Source organism: Streptomyces sp. NPDC058198 (genome assembly GCF_042882605.1).
In the GTDB taxonomy this organism is placed as follows: domain Bacteria; phylum Actinomycetota; class Actinomycetes; order Streptomycetales; family Streptomycetaceae; genus Streptomyces.
Genome location: NZ_JBHVVP010000001.1, coordinates 1,738,602 through 1,765,105, shown reverse-complemented (window position 1 = coordinate 1,765,105; position 26,504 = coordinate 1,738,602). Strand labels below are relative to the sequence as shown.

26 protein-coding genes are annotated in these 26,504 nt (G+C 69.3%); 13 read left to right on the top strand and 13 right to left on the bottom strand.

Going from position 1 to position 26,504, the window contains the following annotated elements; all coding sequences use genetic code 11:
- Positions 1-92: 92 nt before the first annotated feature.
- Together ACFVWW_RS07765 and ACFVWW_RS07760 are read right to left on the bottom strand one after the other, a co-directional pair.
- Positions 93-1,793: an SWIM zinc finger domain-containing protein gene (locus ACFVWW_RS07765; protein ID WP_386876543.1), complete on the bottom strand. Its 1,701-nt coding sequence runs from the start codon at positions 1,791-1,793 to the stop codon at positions 93-95.
- Positions 1,783-2,679 (bottom strand): helix-turn-helix domain-containing protein, encoded by an 897-nt coding sequence (locus ACFVWW_RS07760; RefSeq protein ID WP_384183296.1) that lies wholly within the window; start codon positions 2,677-2,679, stop codon positions 1,783-1,785. The genes ACFVWW_RS07765 and ACFVWW_RS07760 overlap by 11 nt, the downstream gene beginning before the upstream one ends.
- Positions 2,680-2,945: 266 nt before the next feature.
- On the opposite strand from ACFVWW_RS07760, the gene ACFVWW_RS07755 reads away from it, so the two are divergent.
- The 5 genes from ACFVWW_RS07755 (at position 2,946) to ACFVWW_RS07735 (ending at position 7,766) form a co-directional block, all read left to right on the top strand.
- On the top strand, positions 2,946-3,350 hold the full coding sequence (locus ACFVWW_RS07755) for a cupin domain-containing protein (RefSeq protein ID WP_386876541.1): 405 nt from the start codon (positions 2,946-2,948) through the stop codon (positions 3,348-3,350).
- 51 nt (positions 3,351-3,401) lie between these two features.
- Positions 3,402-4,436, top strand: a complete 1,035-nt coding sequence (locus tag ACFVWW_RS07750) for a zinc-dependent alcohol dehydrogenase family protein (RefSeq protein WP_384183292.1) — start codon at positions 3,402-3,404, stop codon at positions 4,434-4,436.
- Positions 4,437-4,575: 139 nt separating this feature from the next.
- Positions 4,576-5,391, top strand: coding sequence for a hypothetical protein (locus ACFVWW_RS07745; RefSeq protein ID WP_384329615.1), 816 nt, complete (start codon positions 4,576-4,578; stop codon positions 5,389-5,391).
- A 212-nt stretch (positions 5,392-5,603) separates the two neighbouring features.
- Positions 5,604-6,530, top strand: coding sequence for an SRPBCC family protein (locus tag ACFVWW_RS07740; protein WP_386876538.1), 927 nt, complete (start codon positions 5,604-5,606; stop codon positions 6,528-6,530).
- Positions 6,531-6,590: 60 nt separating this feature from the next.
- Positions 6,591-7,766, top strand: a complete 1,176-nt coding sequence (locus tag ACFVWW_RS07735; RefSeq protein WP_386876536.1) for a zinc-dependent alcohol dehydrogenase — start codon at positions 6,591-6,593, stop codon at positions 7,764-7,766.
- Between the two features lie 67 nt (positions 7,767-7,833).
- On the opposite strand, the gene ACFVWW_RS07730 is transcribed toward ACFVWW_RS07735, so the two are convergent.
- A complete protein-coding gene (locus ACFVWW_RS07730; protein WP_386876534.1) occupies positions 7,834-8,037 on the bottom strand; it encodes a DUF397 domain-containing protein in 204 nt (67 codons plus the stop codon).
- On the bottom strand, positions 8,034-8,897 hold the full coding sequence (locus ACFVWW_RS07725; RefSeq protein ID WP_386876532.1) for a Scr1 family TA system antitoxin-like transcriptional regulator: 864 nt from the start codon (positions 8,895-8,897) through the stop codon (positions 8,034-8,036). The genes ACFVWW_RS07730 and ACFVWW_RS07725 overlap by 4 nt, the downstream gene beginning before the upstream one ends.
- 159 nt (positions 8,898-9,056) lie before the next feature.
- On the opposite strand from ACFVWW_RS07725, the gene ACFVWW_RS07720 reads away from it, so the two are divergent.
- The gene (locus ACFVWW_RS07720; protein ID WP_386876530.1) at positions 9,057-9,509 is read left to right on the top strand and encodes an ATP-binding protein; all 453 of its coding nucleotides are present in this window, start codon (positions 9,057-9,059) and stop codon (positions 9,507-9,509) included.
- Positions 9,510-9,513: 4 nt separating this feature from the next.
- Here the strand turns inward: ACFVWW_RS07720 and ACFVWW_RS07715 are convergent, their stop codons facing one another.
- Positions 9,514-10,902, bottom strand: a complete 1,389-nt coding sequence (locus ACFVWW_RS07715; RefSeq protein WP_386876792.1) for a protein kinase — start codon at positions 10,900-10,902, stop codon at positions 9,514-9,516.
- Positions 10,903-11,218: 316 nt separating this feature from the next.
- Between ACFVWW_RS07715 and kdpF the strand changes: the two genes are divergently transcribed.
- The 4 genes from kdpF to kdpC are packed head-to-tail and all read left to right on the top strand — an operon-like array spanning position 11,219 to position 15,804.
- Positions 11,219-11,308, top strand: coding sequence for a K(+)-transporting ATPase subunit F (kdpF, locus tag ACFVWW_RS07710; RefSeq protein WP_386876528.1), 90 nt, complete (start codon positions 11,219-11,221; stop codon positions 11,306-11,308).
- A 28-nt stretch (positions 11,309-11,336) separates the two neighbouring features.
- Positions 11,337-13,001 (top strand): potassium-transporting ATPase subunit KdpA, encoded by a 1,665-nt coding sequence (kdpA, locus tag ACFVWW_RS07705; protein ID WP_386876526.1) that lies wholly within the window; start codon positions 11,337-11,339, stop codon positions 12,999-13,001.
- Positions 13,001-15,151 carry a potassium-transporting ATPase subunit KdpB gene (kdpB, locus tag ACFVWW_RS07700; RefSeq protein ID WP_386876524.1) on the top strand — a complete coding sequence of 717 codons (2,151 nt, stop codon included), beginning with the start codon at positions 13,001-13,003 and terminating at the stop codon, positions 15,149-15,151. Before kdpA ends, kdpB begins: the two co-directional genes overlap by 1 nt.
- A gap of 23 nt (positions 15,152-15,174) precedes the next feature.
- Complete coding sequence (kdpC, locus tag ACFVWW_RS07695) at positions 15,175-15,804, top strand: potassium-transporting ATPase subunit KdpC (RefSeq protein ID WP_386876522.1); 630 nt, start codon at positions 15,175-15,177, stop codon at positions 15,802-15,804.
- Between the two features lie 50 nt (positions 15,805-15,854).
- Here the strand turns inward: kdpC and ACFVWW_RS07690 are convergent, their stop codons facing one another.
- Positions 15,855-16,502 (bottom strand): ScbR family autoregulator-binding transcription factor, encoded by a 648-nt coding sequence (locus ACFVWW_RS07690; RefSeq protein WP_384329638.1) that lies wholly within the window; start codon positions 16,500-16,502, stop codon positions 15,855-15,857.
- A gap of 109 nt (positions 16,503-16,611) precedes the next feature.
- On the opposite strand from ACFVWW_RS07690, the gene ACFVWW_RS07685 reads away from it, so the two are divergent.
- From ACFVWW_RS07685 to ACFVWW_RS07675, 3 genes are all read left to right on the top strand, one after another.
- Positions 16,612-17,532: a ScbA/BarX family gamma-butyrolactone biosynthesis protein gene (locus ACFVWW_RS07685; RefSeq protein WP_386876520.1), complete on the top strand. Its 921-nt coding sequence runs from the start codon at positions 16,612-16,614 to the stop codon at positions 17,530-17,532.
- Positions 17,533-17,758: 226 nt separating this feature from the next.
- A complete protein-coding gene (locus ACFVWW_RS07680) occupies positions 17,759-18,451 on the top strand; it encodes an HAD family hydrolase (RefSeq protein ID WP_384183253.1) in 693 nt (230 codons plus the stop codon).
- 103 nt (positions 18,452-18,554) lie between these two features.
- On the top strand, positions 18,555-18,983 hold the full coding sequence (locus ACFVWW_RS07675) for a hypothetical protein (protein ID WP_384183250.1): 429 nt from the start codon (positions 18,555-18,557) through the stop codon (positions 18,981-18,983).
- Positions 18,984-19,017: 34 nt separating this feature from the next.
- Here the strand turns inward: ACFVWW_RS07675 and ACFVWW_RS07670 are convergent, their stop codons facing one another.
- The 7 genes from ACFVWW_RS07670 to ACFVWW_RS07640 all read right to left on the bottom strand — a co-directional run bounded on the left by ACFVWW_RS07670 (position 19,018) and on the right by ACFVWW_RS07640 (position 26,399).
- Positions 19,018-19,884, bottom strand: coding sequence for an endo alpha-1,4 polygalactosaminidase (locus tag ACFVWW_RS07670; RefSeq protein WP_386876518.1), 867 nt, complete (start codon positions 19,882-19,884; stop codon positions 19,018-19,020).
- 137 nt (positions 19,885-20,021) lie between these two features.
- On the bottom strand, positions 20,022-20,879 hold the full coding sequence (locus ACFVWW_RS07665) for a ferritin-like domain-containing protein (protein WP_386876516.1): 858 nt from the start codon (positions 20,877-20,879) through the stop codon (positions 20,022-20,024).
- Positions 20,876-21,661 carry a ferritin-like domain-containing protein gene (locus tag ACFVWW_RS07660; protein WP_386876514.1) on the bottom strand — a complete coding sequence of 262 codons (786 nt, stop codon included), beginning with the start codon at positions 21,659-21,661 and terminating at the stop codon, positions 20,876-20,878. The genes ACFVWW_RS07665 and ACFVWW_RS07660 overlap by 4 nt, the downstream gene beginning before the upstream one ends.
- A 248-nt stretch (positions 21,662-21,909) precedes the next feature.
- Positions 21,910-22,848 (bottom strand): carbohydrate ABC transporter permease, encoded by a 939-nt coding sequence (locus tag ACFVWW_RS07655; protein ID WP_384183239.1) that lies wholly within the window; start codon positions 22,846-22,848, stop codon positions 21,910-21,912.
- On the bottom strand, positions 22,845-23,993 hold the full coding sequence (locus tag ACFVWW_RS07650) for a carbohydrate ABC transporter permease (protein WP_384329651.1): 1,149 nt from the start codon (positions 23,991-23,993) through the stop codon (positions 22,845-22,847). The genes ACFVWW_RS07655 and ACFVWW_RS07650 overlap by 4 nt, the downstream gene beginning before the upstream one ends.
- Before the next feature lie 5 nt (positions 23,994-23,998).
- Complete coding sequence (locus ACFVWW_RS07645; protein WP_384183234.1) at positions 23,999-25,243, bottom strand: extracellular solute-binding protein; 1,245 nt, start codon at positions 25,241-25,243, stop codon at positions 23,999-24,001.
- A gap of 106 nt (positions 25,244-25,349) precedes the next feature.
- On the bottom strand, positions 25,350-26,399 hold the full coding sequence (locus ACFVWW_RS07640; protein WP_384183231.1) for a LacI family DNA-binding transcriptional regulator: 1,050 nt from the start codon (positions 26,397-26,399) through the stop codon (positions 25,350-25,352).
- Between the last annotated feature and the right edge of the window lie 105 nt (positions 26,400-26,504).

Below are 26,504 nucleotides of genomic sequence, written 5' to 3'. Positions count from 1 at the left end.
TGAACGGCGCGAAAGCAGCGGGCCGCCGTTCAACGAGGCTCAACCGCGGTGGGCGGAGCAGGGGCAGTTGCGACGAAGCGGGCAGCGGCGGGCTATAGGCCGTGCGCTTCGAGCATGGACATCAGCTTCCGCTTGCGTTTCTGGTCGACACGCAGGGCCGCCAGGTAGGCGGCGAACTCGCCCTCCGTCCCCAGCGTGCGGTGGCATGCGCGAGCGCTGAGCAGCAGCGCGGTCAGCTGCTCGTAGGTGCTGTCGCCGGTCCTCGCGCGCAGCGGTTCGATGTGGCGCAGGTATACGGCCAAGGCGTCGGCCGGCCGTCGGTGCCGGAGCCGGTCGGCCAGCGCACGCCACTGGCGTTGGTCGGCGTATCCGTCGGCGGCGGCCTGCCAGGCGGCGTCGTGGTCGCCGTCGTCCATGAGGGCGTCGACCAGGGCGGCGCCCCGGTGCCCATAGCCGTCTCCGTGCCCATGCCTCCCGTGGGGCGGGCCGTCGGCGCGGAGTACGTCCAGCGCGGCCGCGCGCTCGGTGTCGCCCCAGCCTCCGGCCGCGCGGGCCGCTGTCCGCAGGTCCTGGTACGCGGCCAGCGAGCGGCGATTCAGCAGGACGTCCCGGCGGACCGCCACCACATCGGCCGGACGGCCCGCGCGGCTGTACCGCTCGCAGACGAAGTCCACCAGATCGCTGTCCGGGCCATGGCCGGGGTCCACCTCCCGCAGGCCGCGTTCGGCCCACTCCAGGGACTCGGCCGCACGGCCCGCCTGCTCCAGCTCCCGCGCGATCACCAGGTGTGTGGCGCCCGTCGGGGACAGATCCGCGGCGTGGACGGCGACGAGCGCGTCCACGCTGCCCTCCGCCTTCAGCAGGCGCTCCATGAGATATTTCTCCGCCCAGCCCTTCGGGTTGCTCCGCCAGGCCGCGACCACCAGCTCCCGTGCGCGTGTCAGGCCCGGCTCGCCCAGTACTTCCTGGTAGTCGGCCAGGTCGATGTCGGTGGCGTCGTTGAGATCGCCGAGGAGGTGGTCCACCAGCCAGTCGGCGGTCCGCTCCGGGTCGGGCCGGGCAGCCAGGCAGGCATCCAGATGCGCCTGGGCCAGCCCGGCCGCCACCTCGCCGATCACGCCGTCCGAGTCGTCGATCTCTCCGTACGTCCGGCCGAGCGACCGCATCGCCTCCCGGGCCACCTCCACCGCGTCCGCTGCCCGCCCGCTCCCGGTCAGAGTGCGCAGCGCGGTCACCGCCTCGGCTGCCTGCTGCCCGTAGGCGTGGGAGTCGGCGTACTCGATGTAGCCGTAGCGGGCGAAGGGACCGGTGTCGAGCAGGCTGAGGATGCGCTCGCGTACGGCGCCGAGATCGTCCCCGGCGGTTGCCGCGCGCAGCTCCATCCGGCGACGCAGGTCACGGTCGCCCGCCAGGTGTTCCCGTACCAGCGACAGCAGTTCGTCCCTGGTGCGGGACTCCAGCCACGTATCGAGCTGCCGGGCACGGGACATGGCGGCGGCGCGCTGCCGGGGGACCGACTCCGCCTGTCCCAGTACGGTCAGACCCACTGCGACGCAGTGCTTGCAGAAGTTGCCCTCCTGCCCGTACGGGCAGTCGCACCCGCCGGTGAGGCCGTCCTCGCCCTCGCTCAGCTCGACCTCGTAGGCATCGGTGCCGTCGACGGTCGCCGCGACCGTACCGTCCCCGATCTCCAGCGGGGACACAGCGGTCAGGTAGCCGAGGCCCCGCTGGAAGGAACGTGCCCCGGCCAGCCGGCGCAGGTCCCCTTCGGTGAAACCCAGTTCATGTGTCACACCGTTCATTCAACGGTACGGGGGCCTTGTGCGAGGCGGCTGTGGGGTGATTGGCGGCCCAGGAGGCAAGGATGCGCAGTCCGTCGTGCGTGGGGGTGCCCACTTCCGCGGTCCAGACGACGAGTTGCTGGTCGGGGTCGGTGCTGGCGGTGAGGGTGTCCCAGTCGAGGGTGAGGTCGCCGGCGACGGGGTGATGCAGCTTCTTGGTGCCCACGCTCAGGGTGGCGACATTGTGGGCGGCCCACCACTGGCGGAAGTGTGCGTCCTGGACGGACAGTTCGCCCACCAGGGCTGTCAGGCGGGGGTCTGCGGGGTACTTGGCGGCTTCCATGCGCAGTTGGGCGACGCAGGTGCGGGCGACGGTCTCCCAGTCGCTGTACAGCGTCCTCATGGCAGGGTCGGTGAAGACCAGCCGGATGTAATTGCGCTGCTTTTCCGGGATCCGGCCGAAATCTGCGACCAACGCGACGGCGAGCGCATTCCACGCGAGAATATCCATGCGACGGCCCATGACAATGGCCGGAGTGGCGGTCAGGTCGTCGAGGAGCCGCTGCAATTGTGGCTGGACTTTTTGCCGGGTGCGCCGCTGGGGCCGCGTCGGAATTTTCCCGGCCAGGCCGAAGAGATAGTCGTGCTGGTCGTCGTCGAGGTGCAGGACACGGGCGAGGGCGGTCAGTACGGGCGCCGACGCCTGGATGCGTCCTTGCTCAAGGCGGGTGTAGTAGTCGGTGCTGATCGCGGCCAGCTGAGCCACTTCCTCCCGGCGCAGGCCCGGCACCCGGCGCGGTGTTCCGATGTCCGGCAGCCCCACGGTGCGCGGGCTGAGCTCGGCACGCCGGGCCTTGAGGAACTCCCCCAGCTCGTTGAGGTGTGCGTCGCGGGTCATGGGTTCCAGTCTCGCATCGGGCGTCCGCGGTGTGAGGGGGAGAGTTTACTCCCAGGATGTTTTGATCCCAGGAAGGAACTCTCCTCTTTGCGGACGCGCGTATGCCTGCGAGTCTTGATGATGTGGCCGATGGAAAGCCACCTATGGGATCCGGCACACACATCACCGGATTCGCGAGATGCCGAATGCGCGGCCACGCAGGAAATCCATTCCGCGTTCGACGCTCGTGCGTCGCCTGCGCATCGGCCCTTTTGGAGAACCCCACCATGAACAAGCTGCCGAAGAAGCCCTCGACCAAGGGCCCCGAAGAGATGTTCACCGGGCACGTGTGGTTCGACGTCATCTACGCCGGCCGGATGCCGTCCCGTATGCGGGCGAACACGGTGCGCTTCGCGCCCTGTGCCCGTACCGCCTGGCACACGCACGCCATGGGACAGACGCTGCATGTCACCGAGGGCATCGGGCTGGTGCAGGCCCGCGGCGGCGAGGCCGTCGTGATGCGCCCGGGCGACACCGTGTACACCCCGCCCGGCGAGTGGCACTGGCACGGCGCCGCCCCCGAGCACTTCATGACCCACATCGCCCTCTGGGAGGGCCTGGGTGACGACACTCCGGAGACCACCTGGGGCGAGCACGTCACCGACGCGGAATACCCCGGCACCCAGGTCTGACCGCCCGGGCCCTGAACCAGAACCGAACGACAAGAACCAGAAAGGTACGAGATGCGCGCGACTCTGATTTACGGTGCCGGTGATGTACGGGTGGAGAACGTCCCCGACCCGGTGCTGCGAGAGCCCACCGATGCCGTCGTGCGGGTGCTCCGCTCGTGCATCTGCGGCAGCGATCTGTGGCCGTACGGCTCGAAGCCGGCCTCCGAGCACGGCGACCGCATCGGCCACGAGTTCCTCGGCGTCGTCGAGGAGACCGGATCCGAGGTCTCCGGGCTGAAGCGGGGCGATGTGGTGGTGGCACCGTTCGTCTGGGCGGACAACACCTGCGACTTCTGTACGGAGGGCCTCCAGACGTCCTGCCGGCACGGCGGCCTGTGGGGCGCCGACGGCGTGGACGGCGGGCAGGGTGAGGCGGTCCGCGTGCCGCAGGCCCAGGGCACGCTGGTCAAGCTGCCCGTCGGCGAGGACTCCGCCCTGCTGCCCTCGCTGCTCACCCTCTCGGACGTCTTCTCCACCGGCCACCACTGCGCGGTCAGCGCCGGTGTCGACCCGCGCACCACGGTCACCGTCATAGGTGACGGCGCGGTCGGCCTCTCCGCGGTACTGGCCGCCAAGCGGCTGGGCGCCGAGCGGATCATCCTGATGGGCCGGCACAAGGCCCGTACCGACCTGGGCGTCGAGTTCGGCGCCACGGATGTCGTCGCCGAGCGCGGCGAGGAAGGCGTCGAGAAGGTCCGTGAGCTGACCGGCGGCGACGGCACCCACACGGTGCTGGAGTGCGTGGGGCTGGAGCCGGCCATGGACACCGCGTTCGGTGTCGTCCGCGACGGCGGCACGGTCAGCCGGGTGGGGGCTCCGCAGTACGAGCAGGTCTCGATGGGCTTCCCCCTCTTCATGCGCAACGTCACCCTCACCGGCGGCGTCGCCCCGGCCCGTGCCTACATCGACGAGCTCCTGCCCGACGTCCTGGACGGGAAGATCCAGCCGGGCCGGGTCTTCGACCGCGCCGTCAGCCTGGATGAGGTGCCCGAGGGCTACCAGGCGATGGCCGACCGCCAGGCGCTCAAGATCCTTGTACGTCCCTGACCCGGCGAAGGCGACGAGGAACGAACGACGGTCCCGCTCGTAAGCCCTGGTCAGGACGGTGATAACCTGCCGCCCCGCCTGTCGGCGCCACACGCCCCGGCAGGCGGTTCCGCATCCCGTACGCAGTAATGAGGTGTGCATGAAAGCAGGCAGCAGAACCGGCACCGTGGCCACGCTCGTGGGGGCTCTGGCCCTCTCGGCGTTCACCGCCCCGACGGCGGAGGCCGCGGACACCGGCATCACCGTGTCATCGGTGGTCATCAACGGAGGCAAGCCCGTCGTGGTGGGCACGTCGGACGAGAAACTGCCGTCCGTCACCTTCCGCATCGCCCTGCCCTCCGGCTACAGCACCGCCAATCCGTCCTCCTACTCGGCGGAGCCCTTCCTCTACCACGACACCACCGCCAGTAAGGGGGCCAACAGCGGCGGCCTCTACATGGCGGGATACACCTGCTACGAGGACAGCTCCCGGGCGGCCCACTGCGCGGGTGAACTCACCATCGACCCGCGCTACGACCTCGATTCGAGCGGCGACGCCACGACCTGGAAGATCGGCGTGGCGGCGCGTCTCTTCAAGTCCAACGGGCAGCTCAAGGCCGAGGAGTACACGACGGCCGGCGGCGGCGTCCAGGTCAAGCGATGGGCGAAGGCCACGGTCAACGCCTCGCCGGAGCCGGTGACGAAGGGCAAGACGCTCACCGTGACCGGCAGCCTCACCCGTGCGGACTGGGTGAAGCACTCATACGCCGGTTACGGCAGCCAGTCGGTCAAGCTTCAGTTCCGCAAGGCGGGCAGCTCGGCCTACTCCACCGTCAAGACGGTGAAGTCCGGCTCCACGGGCGCTCTGAAGACCACCGTCACCGCATCGGTCGACGGTTACTGGCGCTGGACCTTCGACGGTACGTCCACCACGGGCACCGCCACCTCCGGCGCCGACTTCGTCGACGTGCGCTGACCACGCACTGACCACTGACGGCACCGGCACCGTGCCGACGATTCCTTGAGAGCCGTCGGCGCGGCGCCGGTGTCGGCTGTGTACCCCATCCACAGTTCGAATCGCCGGATATATTCCGTATATCCCTTTCTGTGTGTGGGTATTGGGGGAGGAGAACGGCTCGGGTCGCTTGCCACGCGGCCGCATCACACGACAGCCGAGGTGAGGACGTCGTGACCCACCACACCAAGGATTCGGCGGATCGTCTGGCCCGTGGGCTGGGATGGTTCAGCACCGCCCTCGGCCTGGCGCAGACCACGGCGCCACGTGCCGCCTGCCGGTTGACCGGGCTCGACGACTCTCTGCCGGCCCGGGCCCTGATGCCCGCGATCGGAGCGCGGGAGCTCGGCCACGGCGCTCTGCTGCTGGGCAGCCGCAGGCCCGCGCCCTGGGTGTGGACCAGGGTTGCCGGGGACGCACTCGACCTGACGCTCCTGACGCGCGCCCTGCGCAACCGCACCGGTGGAAGGCTGCGCCGGGCCACGGTCGCCACGGCCGCCGTCTCCGGGCTCGCCGCCGTCGACCTCTACACGGCGCTCCGGTCGGTCGGACGGAGCCGTACGAGGAGGGGTGACAGCATGCACACGAACGCGGCCATCACGGTCAACCGGCCACGGAACGAGGTGTACCGGTACTGGCACGCCTTCGAAAACCTGCCCGTTTTTATGCGGCACCTGGAAGCAGTACGTACAGAAGGTGACGGGCAGTCGCACTGGGTCGCCAGGGCCCCCGTGAAAAAGACGGTCGAGTGGGACGCGGAGCTGGCCGTGGACCGTCCGGGAGAGCTGATCGCCTGGCGCTCGCTCAAGGGCGCGGGGGTGGAGAACACGGGCTCGGTGAGTTTCCACGACGCTCCTGGCGGCCGGGGCACCGAGGTACGGGTGGAGCTCGGCTTCACCCCGCCCGGCGGCAAGGCCGGGGCGGCGGTCGCCCGGCTGTTCGGCGAGCACCCCGAACAGCAGATACGGGACGATCTGCGGCGCTTCAAGCAGGTCATGGAGGTCGGCGAGGTGGTCCGCTCGGAGGGCAGCCCCGAGGGCACCCACACATGGCGCCTGGCCAGGCAGCACCCGGCGCGGCCCCACAACGAGAAGCTCTGAAGCGGCCCGTCACGTCCCTCCGGCACGCGCGGGCGGGACGACGGCCGGAAAGGAAGCACCGTGAAAGGCAACTGCTGGATGGGCCGGAACTCCGTCGAGGTGCTGACCGTCCCCGATCCCCAGATTCTCAACGCTCAGGATGCCGTCGTCAGGATCACGTCGACCGCCATCTGCGGCTCCGACCTGCATCTGTACGACGGTTACATGCCGACCATGGAGAAGGGGGATGTCCTCGGCCACGAGTTCATGGGCGAGGTCGTGGAAACCGGGCCCGGCGTCAAGCGCCTGAGGACCGGCGACCGGGTGGTGGTCCCCTTCCCGATCGCCTGCGGGCACTGCACCGCCTGCGAACACGAGATGTACTCGGTGTGCGAGAACTCCAATCCCAACGCGGGTCTCGCGGAGAAGTTCATGGGGTACTCCCCGGCGGGCCTCTTCGGGTTCTCCCACATGCTCGGCGGCTTTCCCGGCGGCCAGGCGGAGTACGCGCGGGTGCCGTTCGCCGACGTCGGTCCCATCAAGATCGAGGACGACCTGCCGGACGATCAGGTGCTCTTCCTCTCCGATATCTTCCCCACCGGCTACATGGGAGCGGAGATGTGCGACATCAAGCCCGGCGACACCGTGGCCGTATGGGGCGCGGGGCCGGTGGGCCAGTTCGCGGTCGCCAGCGCGTATCTGCTGGGGGCGGACCGGGTGATCGCGATCGACCGCTTTCCCTACCGGCTAACGATAGCGCGGGAGAAGGCCGGGGCCGAGACCATCAACTACGAGGAGGTGGACGTACTGGACACCCTGAAGGAGATGACCGCGGGGCGCGGCCCGGACGCGTGCATCGACGCGGTCGGTCTCGAAGCCCACCATCCCACCACGGCCGTTCATGCCTACGACCGTGCCAAGCAGGCGAGCCGCCTGGAGACCGAGCGGCCGCACGCCCTGCGGGAAGCGATCCTGGCCTGCCGCAACGGCGGCACCGTATCTGTCATTGGCGTCTACGGCGGACTGCTCGACAAGTTCCCCATGGGTTCCCTCATGAACCGGTCGCTGACGCTGAAGGCCGGCCAGTGCCACGTTCAGCGGTACCTCCAGCCTCTCCTGGAACGGATCAGGAACAAGGAGATCGACCCCAGCTTTGTCATCTCGCACCACATGCCCCTCGAAGAGGCACCGAACGGCTACGAGATTTTCAAGAACAAGCAGGACGAATGCAACAAGGTGGTTCTGTCGGCCGCCTAGCCAAGGACAGGGCGAGCGCCCCGCACCGGATCGGTCTCGCTGCGGGGCACTGGTGCGTATCGAGGGGTCAGATCTGGGTCGCGTACAAAAGGAAGCTGTTCCACGTCCCCGGCGTGAGGGCGAGTCGCGGGCCCTGCCGCACCTTGGAGTCCCGGACGTGAACGGTCTCGGCCTGTCCGGAGTGCCGCAAGGACAGGGCGACCTCTATGCAGTCATCGCCGGAACCACCGCTGTAGCTGCTCTTGAACCAGGACAGTTCTGTGGTACTCATGTCGCTCCTCGCATCCGCTGCAACAGGCCCAGTGAGTCTTCCAGAGAGAGGGCCTGTGAGCGCATCCTGGCATACCGCATCTGAAGCGTGCTGACTACCTTCGAGTTGGAGATGAACTGCCCGCTCTCCTGTCCTTCACAGTAGCCGAACCACTTGTTCTCCGGGGTCTCCAAGAGCCGCATCGGACCGTCCAGCCCAGCGTGATGCTCACGCACTTGCGGCATCACCTGAACCTCCACATTCCGCAGCTCTGCGATCTCCAGCACGCGATCGATGAGCCCCCGTGTCACCTCCGCCCCTCCCGTCCGCCGCAGAAACAAGTGCTCCTCCAGGATGAAGCTGAACGCCGTGTTCGGCCGCTCCCGCAACAGTCGTTGCCGTTCGGCTCGCGCGACCCACTGTGCCTCGATCTGATCGTCGCCCAGGGGCGGCAACTGGTTAACGAACAGCGTGCGCGCGTACGCCTCCGTCTGCAACAGGCCCGGCACCAAGCGGCATTCGTATGTGTACAGATTCACCGCATCCGTCTCCAGCAGTGCCCACTGCCGGAACCAGCTCGCCAGTCCCGGCTGCCGTGACAGATGACGTGCCGCGCCCCGCAACGCCCCGAACGCGTCCAGGACTTCTTCCGCCCGTTCGACGAACTCCCGCTGCGGGAAGCGTCGGCCCTGCTCGATCGAGGCGACCGTAGGCACTGAGTACCGCACCCTCGGGGCGAACTCCTCCTGCGTCAGGCCCGCCCGTTTACGGAACGCCTTGACGACCTCGCCGAACGCCTTGAGGCTGTCCGATGTCTCCGGTTCACCGCCGCCGCCCGCACAAAGGCCCGCTCCGCCGATCCCGCTCGTACCGTCCGCCATGCCAGGACACCTCCCGCACACCCGCCTCGCCGCACACTTACAACCCGGGCATTGTCACGCCCAGTTACCCCCACTGTCTACTCTGTGTACCCGTACGCCGACGCAGCGTACGAGTCGCTGACCTGGTGGACCGGTGGCGATCGGGGCCAGGTTGGGGCCATGACGTCATCTCCCACCCGCCCCTCGCCGGTGACCGTACGCACTTTCACTCAGCGGTTCAGCTCCACCCCGCGCGGCGCCCGTCTCGCCCGGCATCTCGCCCTTCACCGGCTGCACGGCTGGGATATTCCGTACGGCTCCGAGGCATCCGACACCGCCGCCCTGCTCGTCGCCGAACTCGCCGCGAACGCCGTCACGCACGGCCGTGTCGCGGGGCGCGACTTCGAGTTGCTGCTCAGCCTCACCCTGTACACGCTCCGCATCGACGTATCGGACACGCGTGGGGAACGACGGCCACCGGAACCGGGAGAGCTGACGGCGCCGCCGCCCGTGGCCGACGGCGGGCGGGGGCTGCTCCTCGTGGAGGCACTCGCCGACCGGTGGGCCGTGCTCGACCGCGTACCGCTCGGCAAGACCGTCCGCGCCGAAGTGGATCTGTCGCGCCTACATTGACCGCTCAGCCGGTCGTCTGCTCGCCGGGGGAAGGCGGGGGAGTGAGCGGGGGTTCTTCCGAGGGCGAAGGATCGTCGGTGGGCGCAGGGGATTCCGTCGGGGTGGGCGTCGGTGTGGGGGTGGGTGTGTGCACCGGCGTGGACTTCTGCGGGGACGTGGGCTTGGTGGGTGCCGCCGAGTCGTTCCCGGGCTTCTGATCCGAGGGCGCGGTGGTCGCCGCGCCGGAAGCGGCCGCTGACGGCCGGTGGGAGAGCGGAACCCCCGCGGGCGTCGCCACCGCTGTCGGCGCAGACGTGGGCGCCCGCGTCGAGCCCCGCTTCTCGTGGGCCGACGACGGTTGCGTGGTGCCCGGATGGTCGGCGTCGCTGCTGGGGGACGCGGCGTACAGGCTGACAGATGCCGCCGCGATGGCTGTGACGACGGCGCCGAGCACCAGCCGGGGCCGGCGGGAGCGTGGCGCGGCGGGGCGCGACTGCTGCTCCGGGCTCCCCTCGCGCGCGGGCGCGGGCGGGCGGAAACGATGCTGGGCGGTGGCGGCGGTAGCGGTCGTGGTCCGAAGGCCGGCCGCGACGCGCGGCGACGGCCGTGTTTCCCAGCCGTCGGGGGCGGCCAGGAAGTCGGAAGCGTGCTGAGCGGTGGGCCGTTCCTCGGGGTCCTTCGCCAGTAGCCGCAGGACGAACGCGTCGAGGGCCTCGGGCAGGTCATGGCGGTAGCGGCGTGGCGGCTCGGGCGGGGAATCCACGTGCTGGTACAGCATGGCCGCGGCGGAATCCGCTCTGAACGGTGGACGGCCGGCGAGGAGTTCGTACAGCACGCAGCCCAGCGCGTACATGTCCGCGGCGGGCCCGGCCGGGCGTTCCAAGGCCCGTTCGGGTGCCAGGTAGGAGCTGGTCCCGATGATCTCGCCGGCCTTGGTCGGTCCGTCGGCGGGCTCGTCCATGAAGCGGGCGATCCCGAAGTCGCTCACCTTCACCGTGTCGTCGCGGTCCAGCAGCAGATTCCCCGGCTTGACGTCCCGGTGTACGACGCCCTGACGGTGGGCCGCGGCCAGACCGGCGGCCGCCTGAGCGCCGATCGTGGCGACCCGCCGCGGTGACCACGGCGCGTGTACGGACAGCTCGTCCGCCAGGCTCCGCCCGTCGACGAGTTCCGTCACCAGGTAGAGGCGGTCCCGGTCGGTACCGGTGTCGTACACGGCCACCACGTGCGGGTGGCTCAGCCGCGCCGCCGTCCGGGCCTCCAGGTGAAATCGGGCGACCGCGGCGTCGTCGGCTCTCGGATTCAGGAGCATCTTGACCGCCACCGGGCGGCCGAGTACCTCGTCCACTGCCCGCCAGACTTCGCCCATCGCGCCACGGCCGAGCCTGTCGCCCGTCCTGTACCGACCAGCCACCAACACCGACGCACGCCCCTTCCCGCTCCTCCCCCCACTCACCGTCTGCCCCCTGCGGGCCTCCTCATCCTGCGGAAAGTCCGGCGGACCCCCTGCCGACCCGGCCACCACTCGATCGGCCCCGGCGTGGCAAGAGGGCGCGGAAGCCGTGGGCGATAGCGTCAAAGTCCCGCTGTCAGCAGGCGCCGTGCGGGGCTTTTGGCGCTTCGCCGAACAACTCCCCGGGGTGCGCTCCTATGTCCGACCTCAGCTATGTCGTGGTCCTCATCGCCGTGTTCGGTCTCATCGGCCTGATCGCGAAGGGGGTGAGCCGGCTGTGAGCGTCGAGAACATCGTCGGACTGACCGTCGCGGTGATCCTCGTGGTCTATCTCGTGGTCTGCCTGATCTTCCCCGAGCGGTTCTAGTGCGGCGACATTTCCGGGAGGGACGCTGGTGAACGACACTCTCGCGGGGTGGCTTCAGATCCTCGCCCTGGTGGCGGCGCTCGCCCTGTCCTTCCGGCCACTGGGCGACTATCTGGCGCACGTCCTCACCTCTCCCCGGCACTGGAGGGTGGAGCGGGTGGTGTACCGCGCCGGCGGGGTCGACCCGGACACCGACCAGAAATGGTCCGTGTTTCTGCGCGGGGTCCTCGCCTTCTCGCTGGTCTCGGTGCTGTTCCTCTACGGATTCCTTCGGCTGCAGAACCATCTGCTGCTCTCGCTGGGCACGCCGGCCATGGACGCCGACCAGTCGTTCAACACGGCGGCGTCCTTCGTCACGAACACGAACTGGCAGTCGTACGCGGGAGAGTCGGCGCTCGGCCATCTGGTGCAGATGTCCGGACTGGCGGTCCAGAACTTCGTCTCCGCCGCGGTCGGCATCTCCGTGGTGGCCGCGCTCATCCGCGGATTCACCCGTAAGGAGACCGACCGCGTCGGCAATTTCTGGGTCGACCTCACCCGGATCGTGCTCCGCGTCCTGCTGCCCGTCTGCGTCGTCTTCGCGATCGTGCTGGTGGCGGCGGGAACGGTGCAGAACTTCCACGGCTTCCAGTCGGTCAGCACCCTCGCGGGCGGACATCAGAGCATCCCCGGCGGCCCGGTCGCCTCGCAGGAAGCCATCAAGGAGCTGGGCACCAACGGCGGCGGCTTCTACAACGCCAACTCCGCCCACCCCTTCGAGAACCCGAACGGCTTCACCAACTGGCTGGAGACCTACCTGCTGTTGGTGATCGCCTTCTCGCTGCCGCGCACCTTCGGCACCATGGTCGGCGACCGGCGCCAGGGGTACGCGATCGTCGCCGTCATGGCCCTGATCTGGGCCTCTTCCGTCGCCATCGTCACCGCCAACGAACTGCACAGCGTGAGCAGCGCGGCGGGCCACGCGGCCGGCGGAATGATGGAGGGCAAGGAACAGCGCTTCGGTGTCTGGGCCTCCGCGCTCTTCGCGGTGTCCACCACGCTGACGTCCTGTGGAGCCGTGAACTCCTCCCACGATTCGTACTCGCCCGGGGGCGGCGGTATGACGATCTTCAACATGATGCTGGGTGAGATCGCCCCCGGCGGCACGGGATCCGGTCTCTACGGCATCCTCATCGTGGCCGTCATCGCCGTCTTCGTCGCGGGGCTGATGGTCGGCCGTACGCCCGAGTACCTCGGCAAGAAGCTGCGCGGCCGGCAGATGAAGTTCGCCTCCCTGTACATCCTCACCACGCCCGCGGTGGTGCTGACCGGCGCCGGAATCGCGATGGCTCTTCCGGGCGAACGGGCGGCGATGCTCAACCCGGGGCCGCACGGCTTCTCGGAAGTGCTGTACGCCTTCACGTCGGCCGCCAACAACAACGGCTCGGCCTTCGCCGGTCTGTCCGCCAACACGGTCTGGTACAACACCGCCCTCGGTCTGGCGATGATCATCGGCCGTTTTCTGCCGATCGTGTTCGTGCTGGCCCTCGCCGGATCCCTCGCCGAGCAGCGGCCCGTCCCCGTCAACGCGGGCACGCTGCCCACGCACCGGCCCCAGTTCGTCGGTCTGCTGACCGGCGTGATCCTGATCGTCGTCGGCCTGACCTACTTCCCCGCACTCGCGCTGGGGCCGCTCGCCGAAGGGCTGCACTGATGCCCACCACGCCCGCTCAGCCCCCGCCCTCGAAGGAACCGTTCGCGCCGAACAGCCGCCGGATCTCCGGCGGACTGCTGGACCCGGGGCAGCTGGTCAGGTCCTTCCCCGACGCGCTGCGCAAGCTCGATCCGCGGGTGATGTTCCGCAACCCGGTGATGTTCGTCGTCGAGGCCGGCGCGGTGCTGACGACACTGGCGGCGATCAAGGACCCCAGTGTCTTCGCCTGGGTGATCACCGCCTGGCTCTGGCTGACCGGCGTCTTCGCCAATCTCTCCGAGGCGGTGGCCGAGGGCCGCGGCAAGGCTCAGGCCGAGACACTGCGCCGTACGAAGACCGACACCGTGGCGCGTCGGCTCCTGGGCGGATGGGGGCCGGGAACGCGAGACGCGGGGGAGGAGGAGGTCCCGGCGGCGCGGCTGCGGCTCGGCGATGTCGTGGTGGTCGAGGCCGGCCAGATCATCCCGGGTGACGGTGATGTCGTCGAAGGGGTCGCGAGCGTGGACGAGTCCGCGATCACGGGTGAGTCGGCGCCGGTCATCCGTGAGTCGGGCGGCGACCGTTCGGCGGTGACCGGCGGTACGAAGGTGCTGTCGGACCGCATCGTCGTACGGATCACCTCGAAGCCGGGCGAGACCTTCATCGACCGGATGATCGCCCTGGTCGAGGGCGCGGCCCGGCAGAAGACACCCAACGAGATCGCGCTCAACATCCTGCTCGCCTCGCTGACCATCGTCTTCCTGATCGCCGTGGTGACACTTCAGCCGTTCGCGATCTTCGCGCACGCCGAGCAGTCCATCGTCATCCTGGTGGCTCTGGTGGTGGCGCTGATCCCCACCACGATCGGGGCCCTGCTGTCTGCCATCGGTATCGCGGGCATGGACCGGCTCGTACAGCGGAATGTGCTGGCCATGTCGGGCCGAGCGGTCGAGGCGGCTGGTGACGTCAACACCCTGCTGCTGGACAAGACCGGCACGATCACCCTCGGCAACCGGCAGGCCGTCGAGTTCCTGCCGGTGGGCGAGGTCGGCATCGATGAACTGGCCGACGCCGCCCAGCTGTCGTCGCTCGTGGACGAGACGCCGGAGGGCCGCTCGATCGTGGTGCTCGCCAAGGAGCGCTACGCGTTGCGCGGCCGCGGCGACGGAGAGCTGACGGACGCCGACTTCGTACCGTTCACCGCGCAGAGCCGGATGAGCGGCGTCGACCTGCACGGTCCCGACGAGACCCGCTCGCTGCGCAAGGGCGCCGCGGCGGCGGTGATGCGCTGGGTGCGCGAGAGCGGTGGCCGCACCACCGCGGATGTCGGCGGGATCGTGGACGGGATCTCGGCGAGCGGCGGCACCCCGCTGGTCGTCGCCGAGATGACCCGGCGGGGCTCCACACAGAGCGCCCGGGTGCTCGGTGTGATCCGTCTCAAGGATGTGGTGAAGGAGGGGATGCGGGAGCGGTTCGACGAGTTGCGTCGGATGGGGATCAGGACGGTGATGATCACCGGTGACAATCCGCTGACGGCGCGGGCCATCGCGGAGGAGGCGGGGGTCGACGACTTCCTCGCGGAGGCGACGCCTGAGGACAAGATGGCGTTGATCCGGCGTGAGCAGGCGGGGGGCAAGCTGGTCGCGATGACGGGGGACGGGACGAATGACGCCCCGGCGCTGGCTCAGGCGGATGTGGGTGTGGCGATGAACACGGGTACCTCGGCCGCGAAGGAGGCCGGGAACATGGTGGATCTGGACTCCAATCCGACGAAGCTGATCGAGATCGTCGAGATCGGCAAGCAGCTGCTCATCACGCGGGGCGCGCTGACGACGTTCTCGATCGCCAACGACGTCGCGAAGTACTTCGCGATCATCCCCGCCATGTTCGCCGCCGTCACGTCGTCCAACTCCCTCGGGGGCCTGGACAAGCTCAACATCATGCGGCTGCACAGTCCGACCTCGGCGATCTCCTCCGCGATCATCTTCAACGCGCTGATCATCGTGGCGCTGATCCCGCTCGCCCTGCGCGGCGTCCGGTACCGGCCGTCGTCGGCGGCCGCGCTCCTGAACCGCAACATCTGGCTGTACGGACTCGGCGGCCTGGTCCTTCCCTTCATCGGGATCAAGCTGATCGACCTGGTCATCCAGTTCATCCCCGGTCTGCGCTGACCCACCAGAAGAAGGCAACTGCCGTGCCCCTCGTTCTTCGCTCCGTCATCCGGCACCATCTGGCGGCGCTGCGCATGCTGTTGGTGTTCACCGTGATCACCGGCATCGGCTATCCGCTGCTGATCACCGGTATCGCCGCTGCCGCGTTCCCGCACCAGGCCAACGGCTCGCTGATCAAGGACAACGGCCGGCCGGTGGCGTCCAGCCTGATCGGCCAGGACTTCACCCTGCCGGGGGGGAAGGGCCGGGCCACGGCCCCGCCGGACCCCAAGTGGTTCCAGCCCCGCCCCTCGGCCGCGGGCACCACGGGGTACGACCCGACCGGCTCGGCCGCCTCCAACCTGGGCCCCAACAACCCGGTCCTGGTGAAGGCCGTCAAGGAGCGCAGGGCCGCGGTGGCCGCCTTCGACGGGGTCCGGCCGGACAGCGTGCCGGTGGACGCGGTCACCGCCTCGGGCTCCGGGCTCGACCCCGACATCTCGCGGGCGTACGCGGACGAACAGGTCAACCGGGTGGCCAGGGCCCGTGGGCTGAGCGCGGCAACGGTACGTGGACTCGTCGCCGGCCATGTCACGGGCCGTGACCTCGGTTTCCTGGGGCAGGACGCCGTCAACGTCGTTGAGCTGAACCATGATCTCGCCACATTGAGGTGATCACGGATCCGATCCGATCCGATCCGCAGCTCAGCTCAGCTCAGCTCGGCTCAGCGGGCGGTGTCACGGTCGTGCACCCGGGCGAGCAGAGCCGCCGGGCCGGGGTCGGCCTGCAGAGCTCTCAGGAGCAGCAGCCACAGGTCGTGCAGCCCCTCTTCGATCTGCCGCCGCCCCTCCAGGGCGTCGGAGACGGTGTGCAGCCCGAAGAACGCGGACACGAGGCCGTGCGCGGCCATTTCGGGTGTGACGCCGACGGCGAGGTCTCCCTCCCGGTCGGCCTCTTCGAGCAGTTCGGTGACGGTCTCGATCCAGCCGACGAAGGGGCGCGGCAGGGTGACGTCGATGGCCTTGCGCTCGGCCCAGAGCCGGGATCCGGCCCGGATGACGACATCGTCGCGGAAGGCCCTGGCCACGGCGAAACTCAGGCCGACCAGCCTTTCGAGTGCCGGAACTCCGGTCGACCGGTACTGATCGATCAGCTGCGGCCAGGTGGCGAAATGCGCCTCGACAATGGCCAGGGCGAGTTTCTCCTTACTGGCGTAATGGAAGTAGATGGCCCCGCTGGTACGGCCGGACCGTGCGCTGATATCACTGATGCTGGTGCCGGCATAACCCCGTTCATCGAACAGGTGTGCCGCCGCCTCCAAGAGAAACCTCCGCGTCGTTTCCGCCCGTACCTGCTTCGCCCGAACCTGCACGTGTACCCCGGATTCCCGTTCCGTCGATGACAGCACGCAATGTAGTGCTTTCCCAGCCGGGGTCAGCGGACAGGGTGCACTTTCATAAGAATTACGATTCTCTTATCGCATGGATACATCGGTTGGCCACCTCACCGAGGAAATCCGGCCACTCACCTGGTCGCGCACCGTCGCGCGTGAGCTGGTGCACCGGAGCTCCGTGGCGGAAGTACTTCTCACCGACGTACGGATGCTCGAAAGCGGCGACTACGAGGCCGCCGCTTCCTGGCCCCGGTCCCATCCGACCTTCCCGCGTGACGGCGCCGATCTGCACAGTCCGCTGATGCTCGTCGAGACGCTGCGGCAGCTCGGTATCTACATTCCCCTGCGGTATTTCGCGGTCCCCGAGTCGGCGCGTTCGGTCATCAGTGATCTGTTCTTCGAGACCGACCCGTCGGCGGAGCCCCGGGCCCTCACCGGCGCGACCGGCGTCACCTGTCTGGCGCGGGCGAGCGACGTACGCCGCGGGCCGGACGGCACCGTCACCGGCCTGCGGCTTCATGTCGGCTTCAGTGCCCACGGCGTGCCGTTCGCCCAGGCCGGAGGCGGTGCGCGCTTCCTGGACGGCGAGCGGTACGCCGAAGTGCGCGAGGGGCGTACGGAGTCCACCGCCCCGCACGCGGCGCCGACGGCCGAGGGAGACCGCCCCGACCCCCGGAGCCTGGGGCTGACCAGCGCGCACGACGTCGTGATCGGACGCGACGACGGCGGCCTCCTGGTGGCGCCGGCCGATCCGCGGCATCCGTTCTTCTTCGACCACGCCACGGACCATGTGCCGGGCATGGTCCTGCTGGAGGCCGCCCGTCAGGCCGTGGCCGTGGAAAGCCGGGGCGCGCTGCTGCGCCCCGTGGCCGGACGGCTGAAAGCGGCACGCTTCATCGAATTCAGCCCGCCCGCCCGCGTCCGGTGCGTGTCACACCACGAGACATGCGTCTTTCGATTTCTCCAGGACGGCGAACAGAAGGCTTTCGGCATCCTCCGCTACAGGTAAATCCTGAGAATACTCTGCGAAGCCACTTGACTACCGAGAGTTTACCTCTCTAGCGTAGCGATCGTTATGTTCTTCGGCGGACGCCGAAAACAGCCTTCTTCTTCAGGCTGCGCCCGCCTGGGACCGCACCCGCCCGAGAGTGGCTGACCAACGCGCCCACGGTGTTTCGTGCCGTCGCGGCGGCGAGCAGTGCCGCTTTCAGGGCTCTCCTGAACGGAACAATGGGATGACATTCCATCGCATCCATTCCTGGACTCCCTCGGCTGTCGTCTTCGACTGTGACGGCACGCTCATGGACACCGAATGCCACTGGCAGGACGCGCGAATTCTCGTACTGCGCGAGTATGAGTTCGAGCCGGCCCCGGGGTTCGCGGAGCGCGCCAAGGGGCTGCACTACACCGAATGCGGACGCCTCATGGCCGACGAGGCCGGGCGCCCGGAACTCGCCGCGGAGATGACCGGCCTGCTTCTCGCGCATTTCCGCGCCCTGGTCGACGAGAAGCCCATGACCATGCCCGGCGCCCGTCAACTGGTCGAGTCCTGCGCGAAGTTCGCGCCGCTGGCCGTGGCCAGCAACTGCCCGAGAGAAGTCGTCGAGTCCTCCCTCGGCAGAGCCGGCCTCCTCGATTCCTTCGAGCACATCGTGGTGCCCGACGACGAGATCCGGCCCAAGCCGCACCCGGACGTGTACCTCACCGCGGCCCGGCTCTGCGGGGCCGAGCCGGCCGACACGCTGGCGGTCGAGGACTCCCTCACCGGCATCCGGTCCGCGGTGCAGGCGGGGATGCGGGTCCTGGGGGTCGGCCCCTGGCCGGGCGAGCAGGTCGCGGCACTGGTCGACCTGTGGGTCCGCTCGCTGGACGAGCCGGAGCTGTCCGTCTGGGCCGGCGGGCGCGGCACCGCCAACGGGCCACGCTGATGGTCACCCCGCGACGCCGTTGGTCGGTCGGGCGCTGTCCGCCTACCATGACCGCATGGAACATATCCGTCCATAAACCTCAGCGCAGGGAGATGGCCATCGGATGGACGAGGAACGTGCCGGCCGTCTCGTGTCGTCGCTGCGCGCCCGCGGTGTCATGGCTCACCTGGCCCACCTGGGCGTCTACGAGTTCGGGGTGCAGGTCGTGCTCGCCGAGGGAGGTGAGGCGATCTGGGACGCCGACGAGGTGGTGGGCCTGAGAGCGGAAGTCGTCGAGGACGGCGTGCTCATGGGCTACGTCCCTCATGTGCCGGGCTCCGAGACCTTCACCGAGGAGCAGCTCATGCGGGTGATCGCCACCACCCGGTACGCCAAGGACGGGCTGCATCCTCCCTCGGACGAGCGCGCCGGCCCGAGCGCCGACGCCACGCCCCGGCACCAAGGTCCGGTCCCCGGCCCCGTCACCCCGCCGCGACGCGCGCATCACGGCCGCAGATTCCCCTGGCGCCCCCGACGCCCGGACAGCCCCTAGTTCCCGGTCGCGGCACTAGGAGCCAACGTGCGCTTCAGCAGCGCGCGTTGGCATGGCCCGACTGTCCTGCGGGCACGACGTCGCGGTCCCGCAGGACGATCGCCAGCCGGTCGCCCCACTCCCGGCAGGCGGTGGTGAAGTCCGCCCGCCGGTACTCGACCACGAACACCTTGTCGTCGTAGGCATCGGCGTACGCCGCGCATTCGTCGTAGCGCGCGCACTCCTCCGCGACGGCGAAGTCAAAACCGATGCCGGCCCGCAGCCCCGTCATCTCGGCCGCGTTCTTCTGGCCGATCGCCAGGCCCGCCCGGTGGGCCCGTTCGGCCAGCAGCCGGGCGAAGCCGGCCGCGTGTGTCCGGTCGAGCAGCCCGTCCGACCGCAGATAGGAGTCCAGATTGTCCGCCTCGACGGCGTCGAATCCGCTGTCGGCGCAGCCCTCGATCCAGCCGCCGATGACGCCCGCCAGCCGCTCGCGCCGGTCGGCGGTGGAGATGTCCAGCAGCGGTTCCCGCCAGTCCTCGTCGACGACGGACCCGCCGTCCGCGTCGCGCAGCAGCAGGTCCGGATGCTCCTTCTCCCACCACCGCACGGCGTCCGGCTGTGCCTGGTACGCGTTGATGTAGCAGATGTTGTACGAGCCGGGGGCCGGGTCCGCCGTACGGTCTCTGATGACCGTACGTACGCCGGCGGGCGGCTCGTACGGACCGCCGAGCTGGTAGTCGAAGGGCTCGTCCGCCGACGGCTGCCGCACCTGGCGGCCGGTGGGGGAGTCTCCGGTGCCGCCGCATCCGGAGAGGACGAGCAAGAGGACGAGCGACAGGGCGGGCAACGGCGCCGCCGACGCACGGACGGCGGACCGGCCGGCCCGGGAGCCGGACCGGGAGGCGGGAGCGTGCGGCAAAGCGGCGCCTCGGTTTCTGAGCAGGCGAAGGACGCGGCCAGTCTCGCACCGGCCCCGCCGGGGCAGGCGCCCGGGGGAAGCCGGTGCGTGCCCGCTCTCCGCAGATCCGGGACTCGCTCCCGGGCACGCACCAGCTCTCACACCGTCAGAAGGCTCGGCTTGGCCGCCAGGTCGACGGGCAGGAAGGCCTCGGGAACCGGGGTCTCACCGAGGAAGAAGTTCAGGATGGTGGCATGCATCGCCTCCACCGGCGCGATGGTGGCCGCGGTCCGGATCCCGGCCGCGCTTTTGACGTTGTAGGTCGCGAAGAGATAGGTCTGCGCGGCCTGGTCCTCCAGCTGGAGGGCGAGCTTGGAGACGGCCCCGACATTGGTGGCCTTGCCCAGAGCGGTGGTGACCTTCTTCTGGTTGGACAGCGGTACACCGGTGATCGCGGGCTTGCGCGCGCCGGTCAGTACGGCGTTCCACGCCTTGGCATGGTCGGCGTGCTGGGCCATCGCCGTGGTGACGAAGGTCGTCACCGCGGGTGGCACGGTGCCGAGCTTGCCCGCCTTGGCCGCGGCCAGCGTCCCCTTGTAGACGCCCACGGCCTGATTCTCCAGCGCGACCGCCAGCGCGACGATCTTCAGGTCGCCGGTGTACACGCTCTTGTCCACGACGGGCGAGGCCGATTTGGCGGCCGGCGGCGCGGCGGAACCCTTGTCGCTGGAGCAGGCCGCGAGCAGGAAGGCGGCCCCGGCGCCCGCGGCGCCCAGCAGGAAGCGGCGGCGCCCGGGACCGGCCGGGTCGTCCTGCGCCGGGTCGTCCTGCGCCGAGCCGTCCTGCGCCGCGTGGTCCCGCGCCGCGCCACCGGCCGTGATCTGTTCCGTGAGTTCGGCGGCGCTCGCGCGCATCGCGGAGAGCGTTCCGAGGTGGGCCTCCGCCATGCCGGCGGTGAGGCGGGTGAGTTCGTCCTCGCTGATGGGCAGCTCCCAGCCGCCACGGGCAGTACTCACTTGACGGCCCCTTCGGAGATCGGGGAAGCGTTGTCGGTCGGGTAGAAGGCATCGGGGAACCCGGCGCTTCCGACCTCGGCGGGCAGATTGGCGAGATCCGGCGACATCGCGAGCAGGTTGGTGTTGCCCACGTTGAGCAGGTCCTGCATGGCCAGCAGGATCGCGCGGTGCTGCGCCTCGACCGGGGCGACGGACGCGAAGAGCCGGCGCAGACGCGCGTCGCTGACCTGGCCGACGTTCTTGGTGTAGGTCTGCGAGGCCACGTCCTCCAGGGAGAGGATCAGCGAGACCACCTCCGCCGGGGTGGTCATGGACGGCACTTCCTCCTGGACCATGGCCTCGTACTTCGGGTCGGGACCGGGCTGCGCCTTACCGCCGGCCCGGGTGGCGGCGGCGTTGAACGCCTTGGCGTGCTCCTCGTGCTGCTGGGCGGTTCTGGTGACGAACTGCGAGATCAGCTTGTTGCCGTGCTTGATGAACGCCATACCGGCGGCGGTCCGGTAGACGCTCACCGCCAGATTCTCGATGGACGCGGCCGTCTGCAACGCCATGATGTCGTCGCGCGACGTGGCCGCCACCGCGCGGGTGGAGCCGAGGAGGGCCGCCGCGCCGGCCGCACCGGCGAGCACCCCGCCCCGTCGCCACCACCGGCCCGGTGGCTCCGCGGCCTCGGCGAAGTCTGCCAGCGCGCTGCCCGTCATCCTCAGGGCGTCGCTGTTCAGATCGTATGACTGCTCGGTGAGTTCTTTCAGCAGTCGGGTGTCGATGCGCTCCGCGCCCATCACGCCCCATCTCTCTCGGCGCCCGCGCCACCGCGGGTACTCTCACCGACACACTCGCGAGGCTGACCCGTGCCTCCTGCCGACCTCACCGGCATGGCGTGTTGTTTCACTCCATCAGCCGAACGGGCGCACCACCGGGTCGTACGAACGACCGGGCCCGGCCGCCCGCATCAGAAGAAGGGGCGGCCGGGCCAGGACCGGCGTTCGCGTCGCACTCCGGCGCCGTCAGCTCTCGACGGTGCCCGGCCTCACTCCTTGACCGCGCCCGCGTTGGCGCCGTTGACGAAGTAGCGCTGGAAGCAGAAGAACATCGCGGCCACCGGCACGGTGGAGAGCAGGGCCGCGGCCAGCTTCAGCGGATACTGCGTACCACCGCCGAGGCCACCCGAGACGAAGCGGGCCAGGCCCGTGGTGAGCGTCTCGTACTGGCCGGACTGGGTGGCGACGAGGAAGTGCGTGAACTCGTTCCACGACCCCTGGAACGACAGGATCGTCAGGGTGATCAGCGCGGGCCTGGCCATCGGCAGGACGACCGACCAGAAGATCCGGAACACGCCCGCGCCGTCGACCCGCGCGGCCTCCTCGACCTCGGGCGGCACCGATTCGAAGAACTGCTTCATGATGAAGATGCCCGCCGCGTCCACCAGCAGCGGCAGGATCATGCCGGTGTAGGTGTCGAAGATCCCGAAGGTGTTGAGCACCAGGAACTTCGGGATGAGCAGCGCCACGCCGGGCACCGCCATCACCGCGAGCACGAACGCGAACAGCACCGAGCGGCCCCGGAAGCGCAGCCGCGCCAGCGCGTACCCCGCCATCGAGTCGAACAGCACCCGGCCCGCGGTGACGACGACCGCCACCACCGCCGAGTTGCTGAGCCAGCGCAGGAAGGGCACCCCGTCCGCGGCCTCGCTCAGCCCGAACAGCCGCTGATACGCCGCTGTCGTCGGGGTGGTGGGCAGCAGGGCCAGCGGATGCGCGGCGGCATCCGGGTCCGTCTTGAAGCCGGTCACCAACTGGAGGAGGAACGGCAGCAGATAGAGCAGCGCCATCCCGATCACCAGGGCGTAGCCCAGCGCCCGCACCGGGACGGGGAAACGGCCCAGGACGGGTTGTGCCCGGTCGCGCGAGGCGCGACGGAGACGGGCCCGCTCGGCCCGGTCCCGTACGGCCGTACCTGCGGCGCTCATCGGTTCCTCCTCTTGCGTACGCCACGCTCCCGCAGCGCCCAGCGCTGGAGCGCGGTCAGGACGAGGATCAGGGCGAGCAGGATGAACGCGATGGCCGACCCTTGGCCGAAGTCCGCGTTGTCGAAGCCCGCGGAGTACGACAGGAAGGCGGGCGTGAGCGTCGTATTGCCCGGGGCGCCCTGGCCCATCACGTACACCTGGTCGAAGACCTGCCAGGTGGAGATCAGCCCCAGGGTGAGGACCAGGAACAGCACGGGACGCAGCGCGGGCAGCGTCACGTACCGCAGCAGCTGACGGCGGTTGACCCCTTCCAGGGCCGCCGACTCCTCCAGCTCCCGCGGGATGTTCTGGAGCGCCGCGAGGAAGATCAGCATGAAGGTGCCCGAGGTGGTCCACACCGCCAGCAGGATGATCGTGCACATCGCGACCGAGGGGCCCGAGAGCCACTCGAACCACGACAGTCCCATGACGGAGTGTTCGGCCAGCATCCCGGTGGGCCGCTCGGGATCGACGATCCCCAGACCGCCCAGGATCAGCGAGAGCACCCCGCGCGGGTCCGCGAACCAGTTCGGTCCCTTCACCCCGATCCAGGACAGCAGGGCGTTGACGGCTCCGCTGCCCTGGAAGAGGAAGAGGAAGACCGTGGAGACGGCGATGGAGCTGGTGACCGACGGGAAGAAGAACGTCGTACGCAGCGCGCCCCGCCCCCGCAGCAGCCGCTGATTGACGATCAGGGCCAGGACCAGCGCCAGCACGGTCTGCAGGGGCACGGTCAGCAGCACGTAATAGGCGTTGTTGCGCAGGGCGGTCGCGAACAGCGTGCGGTCGAGACCGTCCTGCGTGAACAGCGTCCGGTAGTTCTCCAGACCGACGAAATCGGTCTCACCGGAGAACGGGTTGGACTGTCCGTCCCAGTGCAGCAGGCTCACCCAGAGCGCCATGAGGATGGGCAGCACCAGGAACAGGCCGAGGATCAGCACCATGGGGCTGACGAACAGCCAGCCCCAGGCACCCTCCCCGCGACGGCCCGCGCGCAGGGCGCGGGCCGTCGCGGTCGAACCGGATCGGCCGGGTGCGCCGTCAGGGGCGCCAGGCGTACCGGTCGTACGGGGGGTACCGCTCGTGCGCATCGTGCGGATGGGCATGCGGCTCAGTTGCCCTTCGCGATGGCCTGTTCGCCGTTGCGCTGGAGGTCGGCGAGGATCTTCTTCGGGTCGGCGGTGCGCAGCGACTGGAGATCGGTGTTGAACTGGCTCAGCACCTTGTCGAAGCCGGCGATGGTCACCGGACCCTGTGCGTACGCGCTGCCGTCGACCCACGCCTTGGCGGCCGGCTGCTGCTCGGCGTACGTCGTCAGCGCGCTCGTACGCGACGGCATGACACCGAATCCTTCGGCGAACTTGATCTGCTGGTCAGCGGTGGTCAGGGACTTGACCAGGTCGACACTGGCCTCGCGGTGGGCGCTGTCGGCGGCGACGCCCCAGCAGGTGCTGAAGGCGAGGGTGCCCTGACCGGCAGGACCCGCGGGCAGCGGGGCGATGGCGTACTTCACATCCGGGTAGTCGAGCTTCATGCCGCCGTCGAGCCAGTTGCCCTCGATGGTCATGGCGGCCTTGCCCTTGCCGAGCGCCTCGCCGCCCCAGCTGGTGTCCACCTGCTTGGCGAACTTCATCGAGCCCGACTTGAGCAGGGACTGGACGAAGGTGAGCCCCTCGGCGTTCTCCGGGGTGTCGGCGGTCATCTTCTTCTGGTCGGCGTCGGTGACCCAGCCGCCGGCCTGCTTCATGAAGACGCCGAGCCGCTGGTACTCGTCGCTGGTGACCAGGCCGGTGACGCCGTCGCCCGTGAGCTTGTCCGCGACGGTCTCCAGGTCCTTCCAGGTCTTCGGGTAGTCCTTCTCCGTCAGCCCGGCCTTCTCCCACAGGTCGGAGTTGATGGCGAGGCCGAGGGTGGAGGTGTCCTTGGGCAGGCACACCAGCTTCCCGTCGTACGAGAAGGAGGTGCGCAGCTGCTCGGAGAAGTCGCCGGCGTCGGATATCTGGTCCCCGTACGGGTACAGGGATCCGCCCTTGGCGTAGTTGGCGAACTGGTCGGAGTTGACGTAGAAGACGTCCGGCGGCTTGTGCCCGGCGAAGGACTGGGCCAGCTGCTGGTTCATGTCCTTGGCGACCTCGACGGTGACCGTGTTGCCGGACTTCTTCGCGTACGCGGCGGCAGCGGTCTTGACGGCCTGGGTCTCGGCGTCCCCCGAGGTGGCGATCAGCACCGTCAGTTTCTGCTTGCCGGTCTTGGCCTGCTCGGGCTCCTTGTCGTTGCCGAAGCTTGATGAGCAGCCGGTGGCGGTCAGCAGCGCCGCGCAGGTGGCGAGGGCGGCGACGGCCGTACGGGTGACCATGAATTCCTCCAGAAGGGGTAAAACAAGCGGCTCAGCTGCCCGGGAGGGGCGTGCTGTGGATCGGTGGCCCGAGGGCCGTGGTGGCCCTTGGCAGGGCGCGGATGGTTCAGTCGCCGGACACGGGCGTGCTGTCGCGGACGACGAGGGATGGTTCGAGCAGGACCCGCTCGGGCGGAGCGTCGGGCTCCGACATCCGGGCGAGCAGGAGACGGACGCACTCGCGGCCGACGGCCTCCAGTGGCTGGGCGATGGTGGACAGGCCGGGCGAGAGGAGCGCCGCCGTGGGTGAGTCGTCGAAACCGACGACGGCGACGTCCGTGCCCGGCACGGCTTTTCGCTCGCGCAGCGCGTGGTAGCAGCCCAGCGCGAGCATGTCACTTGCGGCGATCACGGCCGTCGCGCCCGCTGCGAGCAGCGGTCCTGCGGCGGCCTGCGCCGAGGCGGTGTCGTCGACGCTCTGCGCCCGCCGGCCGCGCACCGGAAGGCCGTGCCGGCGCATGGCGCGCTTCCAGCCCTCGGCGCGGTCGTCACCGACCCCGGAGCCGCGCGGCCAGCCGAGAAAAGCGATCTTGCGGTGCCCCAGGCCCACCAGATGTTCGACCGCCGCGTCCGTGCCAGAGGCGCCGTCGACGTCCGCCCAGTCGCCTATCTGCCGGCCCGACCACATCCGGCCGAAGCCGACGAACGGCACGCCGCGCTTCTCCAGCCAGGCCTGACGCTGGTCGCCCCGGTCGGTGCCGCTGAGCACGAAACCGTCGACGCTGTGCAGGTCGAGGAGCTCCTCGTACCCGTCGAGACCGGTGGTGCCCGGGGGTGAGGCGAAGAGCAGGATCCGGTAGCCGGCCTCGTCGGCGGTCTGGGACAGGGCGTGCAGAAAGCGGTCCATGACCGGCGCCGAGGTGCCGGGGGCGGTGGGACGTATGCCGTAACCGATGAGTTTGCTGGAGCGGGTACGCAGGGTCTGAGCGGCCCGGTGCGGGCGGTAGCCCATCTCGTCGATGGTGCGGGTGACCCGTTCCAAGGTTTCGGGGCGGAGCAGTTCGGGAGAGTTAAGGGCATTTGAGACTGTTTGTGGAGATACCCCGGCCCGCCGCGCGACCATGGCCAAGGTCACAGGACCGGCCTTGGACGCAGGGGTGTTGGGCGAGCGGGGCATGACTGTCTCCGGAACGGGTTGTACGAATGGACGAGTTCATTGGAGCGTTCCAATACCGTTGTCAACGTCCTGAAGTCGTCGTTAGGCTTCTTGGAACGCTCCAAT

What these genes read in the sequence shown, in the direction of transcription:
- ACFVWW_RS07760 (WP_384183296.1), bottom strand. Translation starts at nt 2,679, where the DNA reads ATGACCCGCGACGCACACCTCAACGAGCTGGGGGAGTTCCTCAAGGCC.
- ACFVWW_RS07755 (WP_386876541.1), top strand. Translation starts at nt 2,946, where the DNA reads ATGAACAAGCTGCCGAAGAAGCCCTCGACCAAGGGCCCCGAAGAGATG.
- ACFVWW_RS07750 (WP_384183292.1), top strand. Translation starts at nt 3,402, where the DNA reads ATGCGCGCGACTCTGATTTACGGTGCCGGTGATGTACGGGTGGAGAAC.
- ACFVWW_RS07745 (WP_384329615.1), top strand. Translation starts at nt 4,576, where the DNA reads ATGAAAGCAGGCAGCAGAACCGGCACCGTGGCCACGCTCGTGGGGGCT.
- ACFVWW_RS07730 (WP_386876534.1), bottom strand. Translation starts at nt 8,037, where the DNA reads ATGAGTACCACAGAACTGTCCTGGTTCAAGAGCAGCTACAGCGGTGGT.
- ACFVWW_RS07725 (WP_386876532.1), bottom strand. Translation starts at nt 8,897, where the DNA reads ATGGCGGACGGTACGAGCGGGATCGGCGGAGCGGGCCTTTGTGCGGGC.
- ACFVWW_RS07720 (WP_386876530.1), top strand. Translation starts at nt 9,057, where the DNA reads ATGACGTCATCTCCCACCCGCCCCTCGCCGGTGACCGTACGCACTTTC.
- kdpB (WP_386876524.1), top strand. Translation starts at nt 13,001, where the DNA reads ATGCCCACCACGCCCGCTCAGCCCCCGCCCTCGAAGGAACCGTTCGCG.
- ACFVWW_RS07685 (WP_386876520.1), top strand. Translation starts at nt 16,612, where the DNA reads ATGGATACATCGGTTGGCCACCTCACCGAGGAAATCCGGCCACTCACC.
- ACFVWW_RS07680 (WP_384183253.1), top strand. Translation starts at nt 17,759, where the DNA reads ATGACATTCCATCGCATCCATTCCTGGACTCCCTCGGCTGTCGTCTTC.
- ACFVWW_RS07675 (WP_384183250.1), top strand. Translation starts at nt 18,555, where the DNA reads ATGGACGAGGAACGTGCCGGCCGTCTCGTGTCGTCGCTGCGCGCCCGC.
- ACFVWW_RS07660 (WP_386876514.1), bottom strand. Translation starts at nt 21,661, where the DNA reads ATGGGCGCGGAGCGCATCGACACCCGACTGCTGAAAGAACTCACCGAG.
- ACFVWW_RS07655 (WP_384183239.1), bottom strand. Translation starts at nt 22,848, where the DNA reads ATGAGCGCCGCAGGTACGGCCGTACGGGACCGGGCCGAGCGGGCCCGT.
- ACFVWW_RS07650 (WP_384329651.1), bottom strand. Translation starts at nt 23,993, where the DNA reads ATGCCCATCCGCACGATGCGCACGAGCGGTACCCCCCGTACGACCGGT.
- ACFVWW_RS07645 (WP_384183234.1), bottom strand. Translation starts at nt 25,243, where the DNA reads ATGGTCACCCGTACGGCCGTCGCCGCCCTCGCCACCTGCGCGGCGCTG.
- ACFVWW_RS07640 (WP_384183231.1), bottom strand. Translation starts at nt 26,399, where the DNA reads ATGCCCCGCTCGCCCAACACCCCTGCGTCCAAGGCCGGTCCTGTGACC.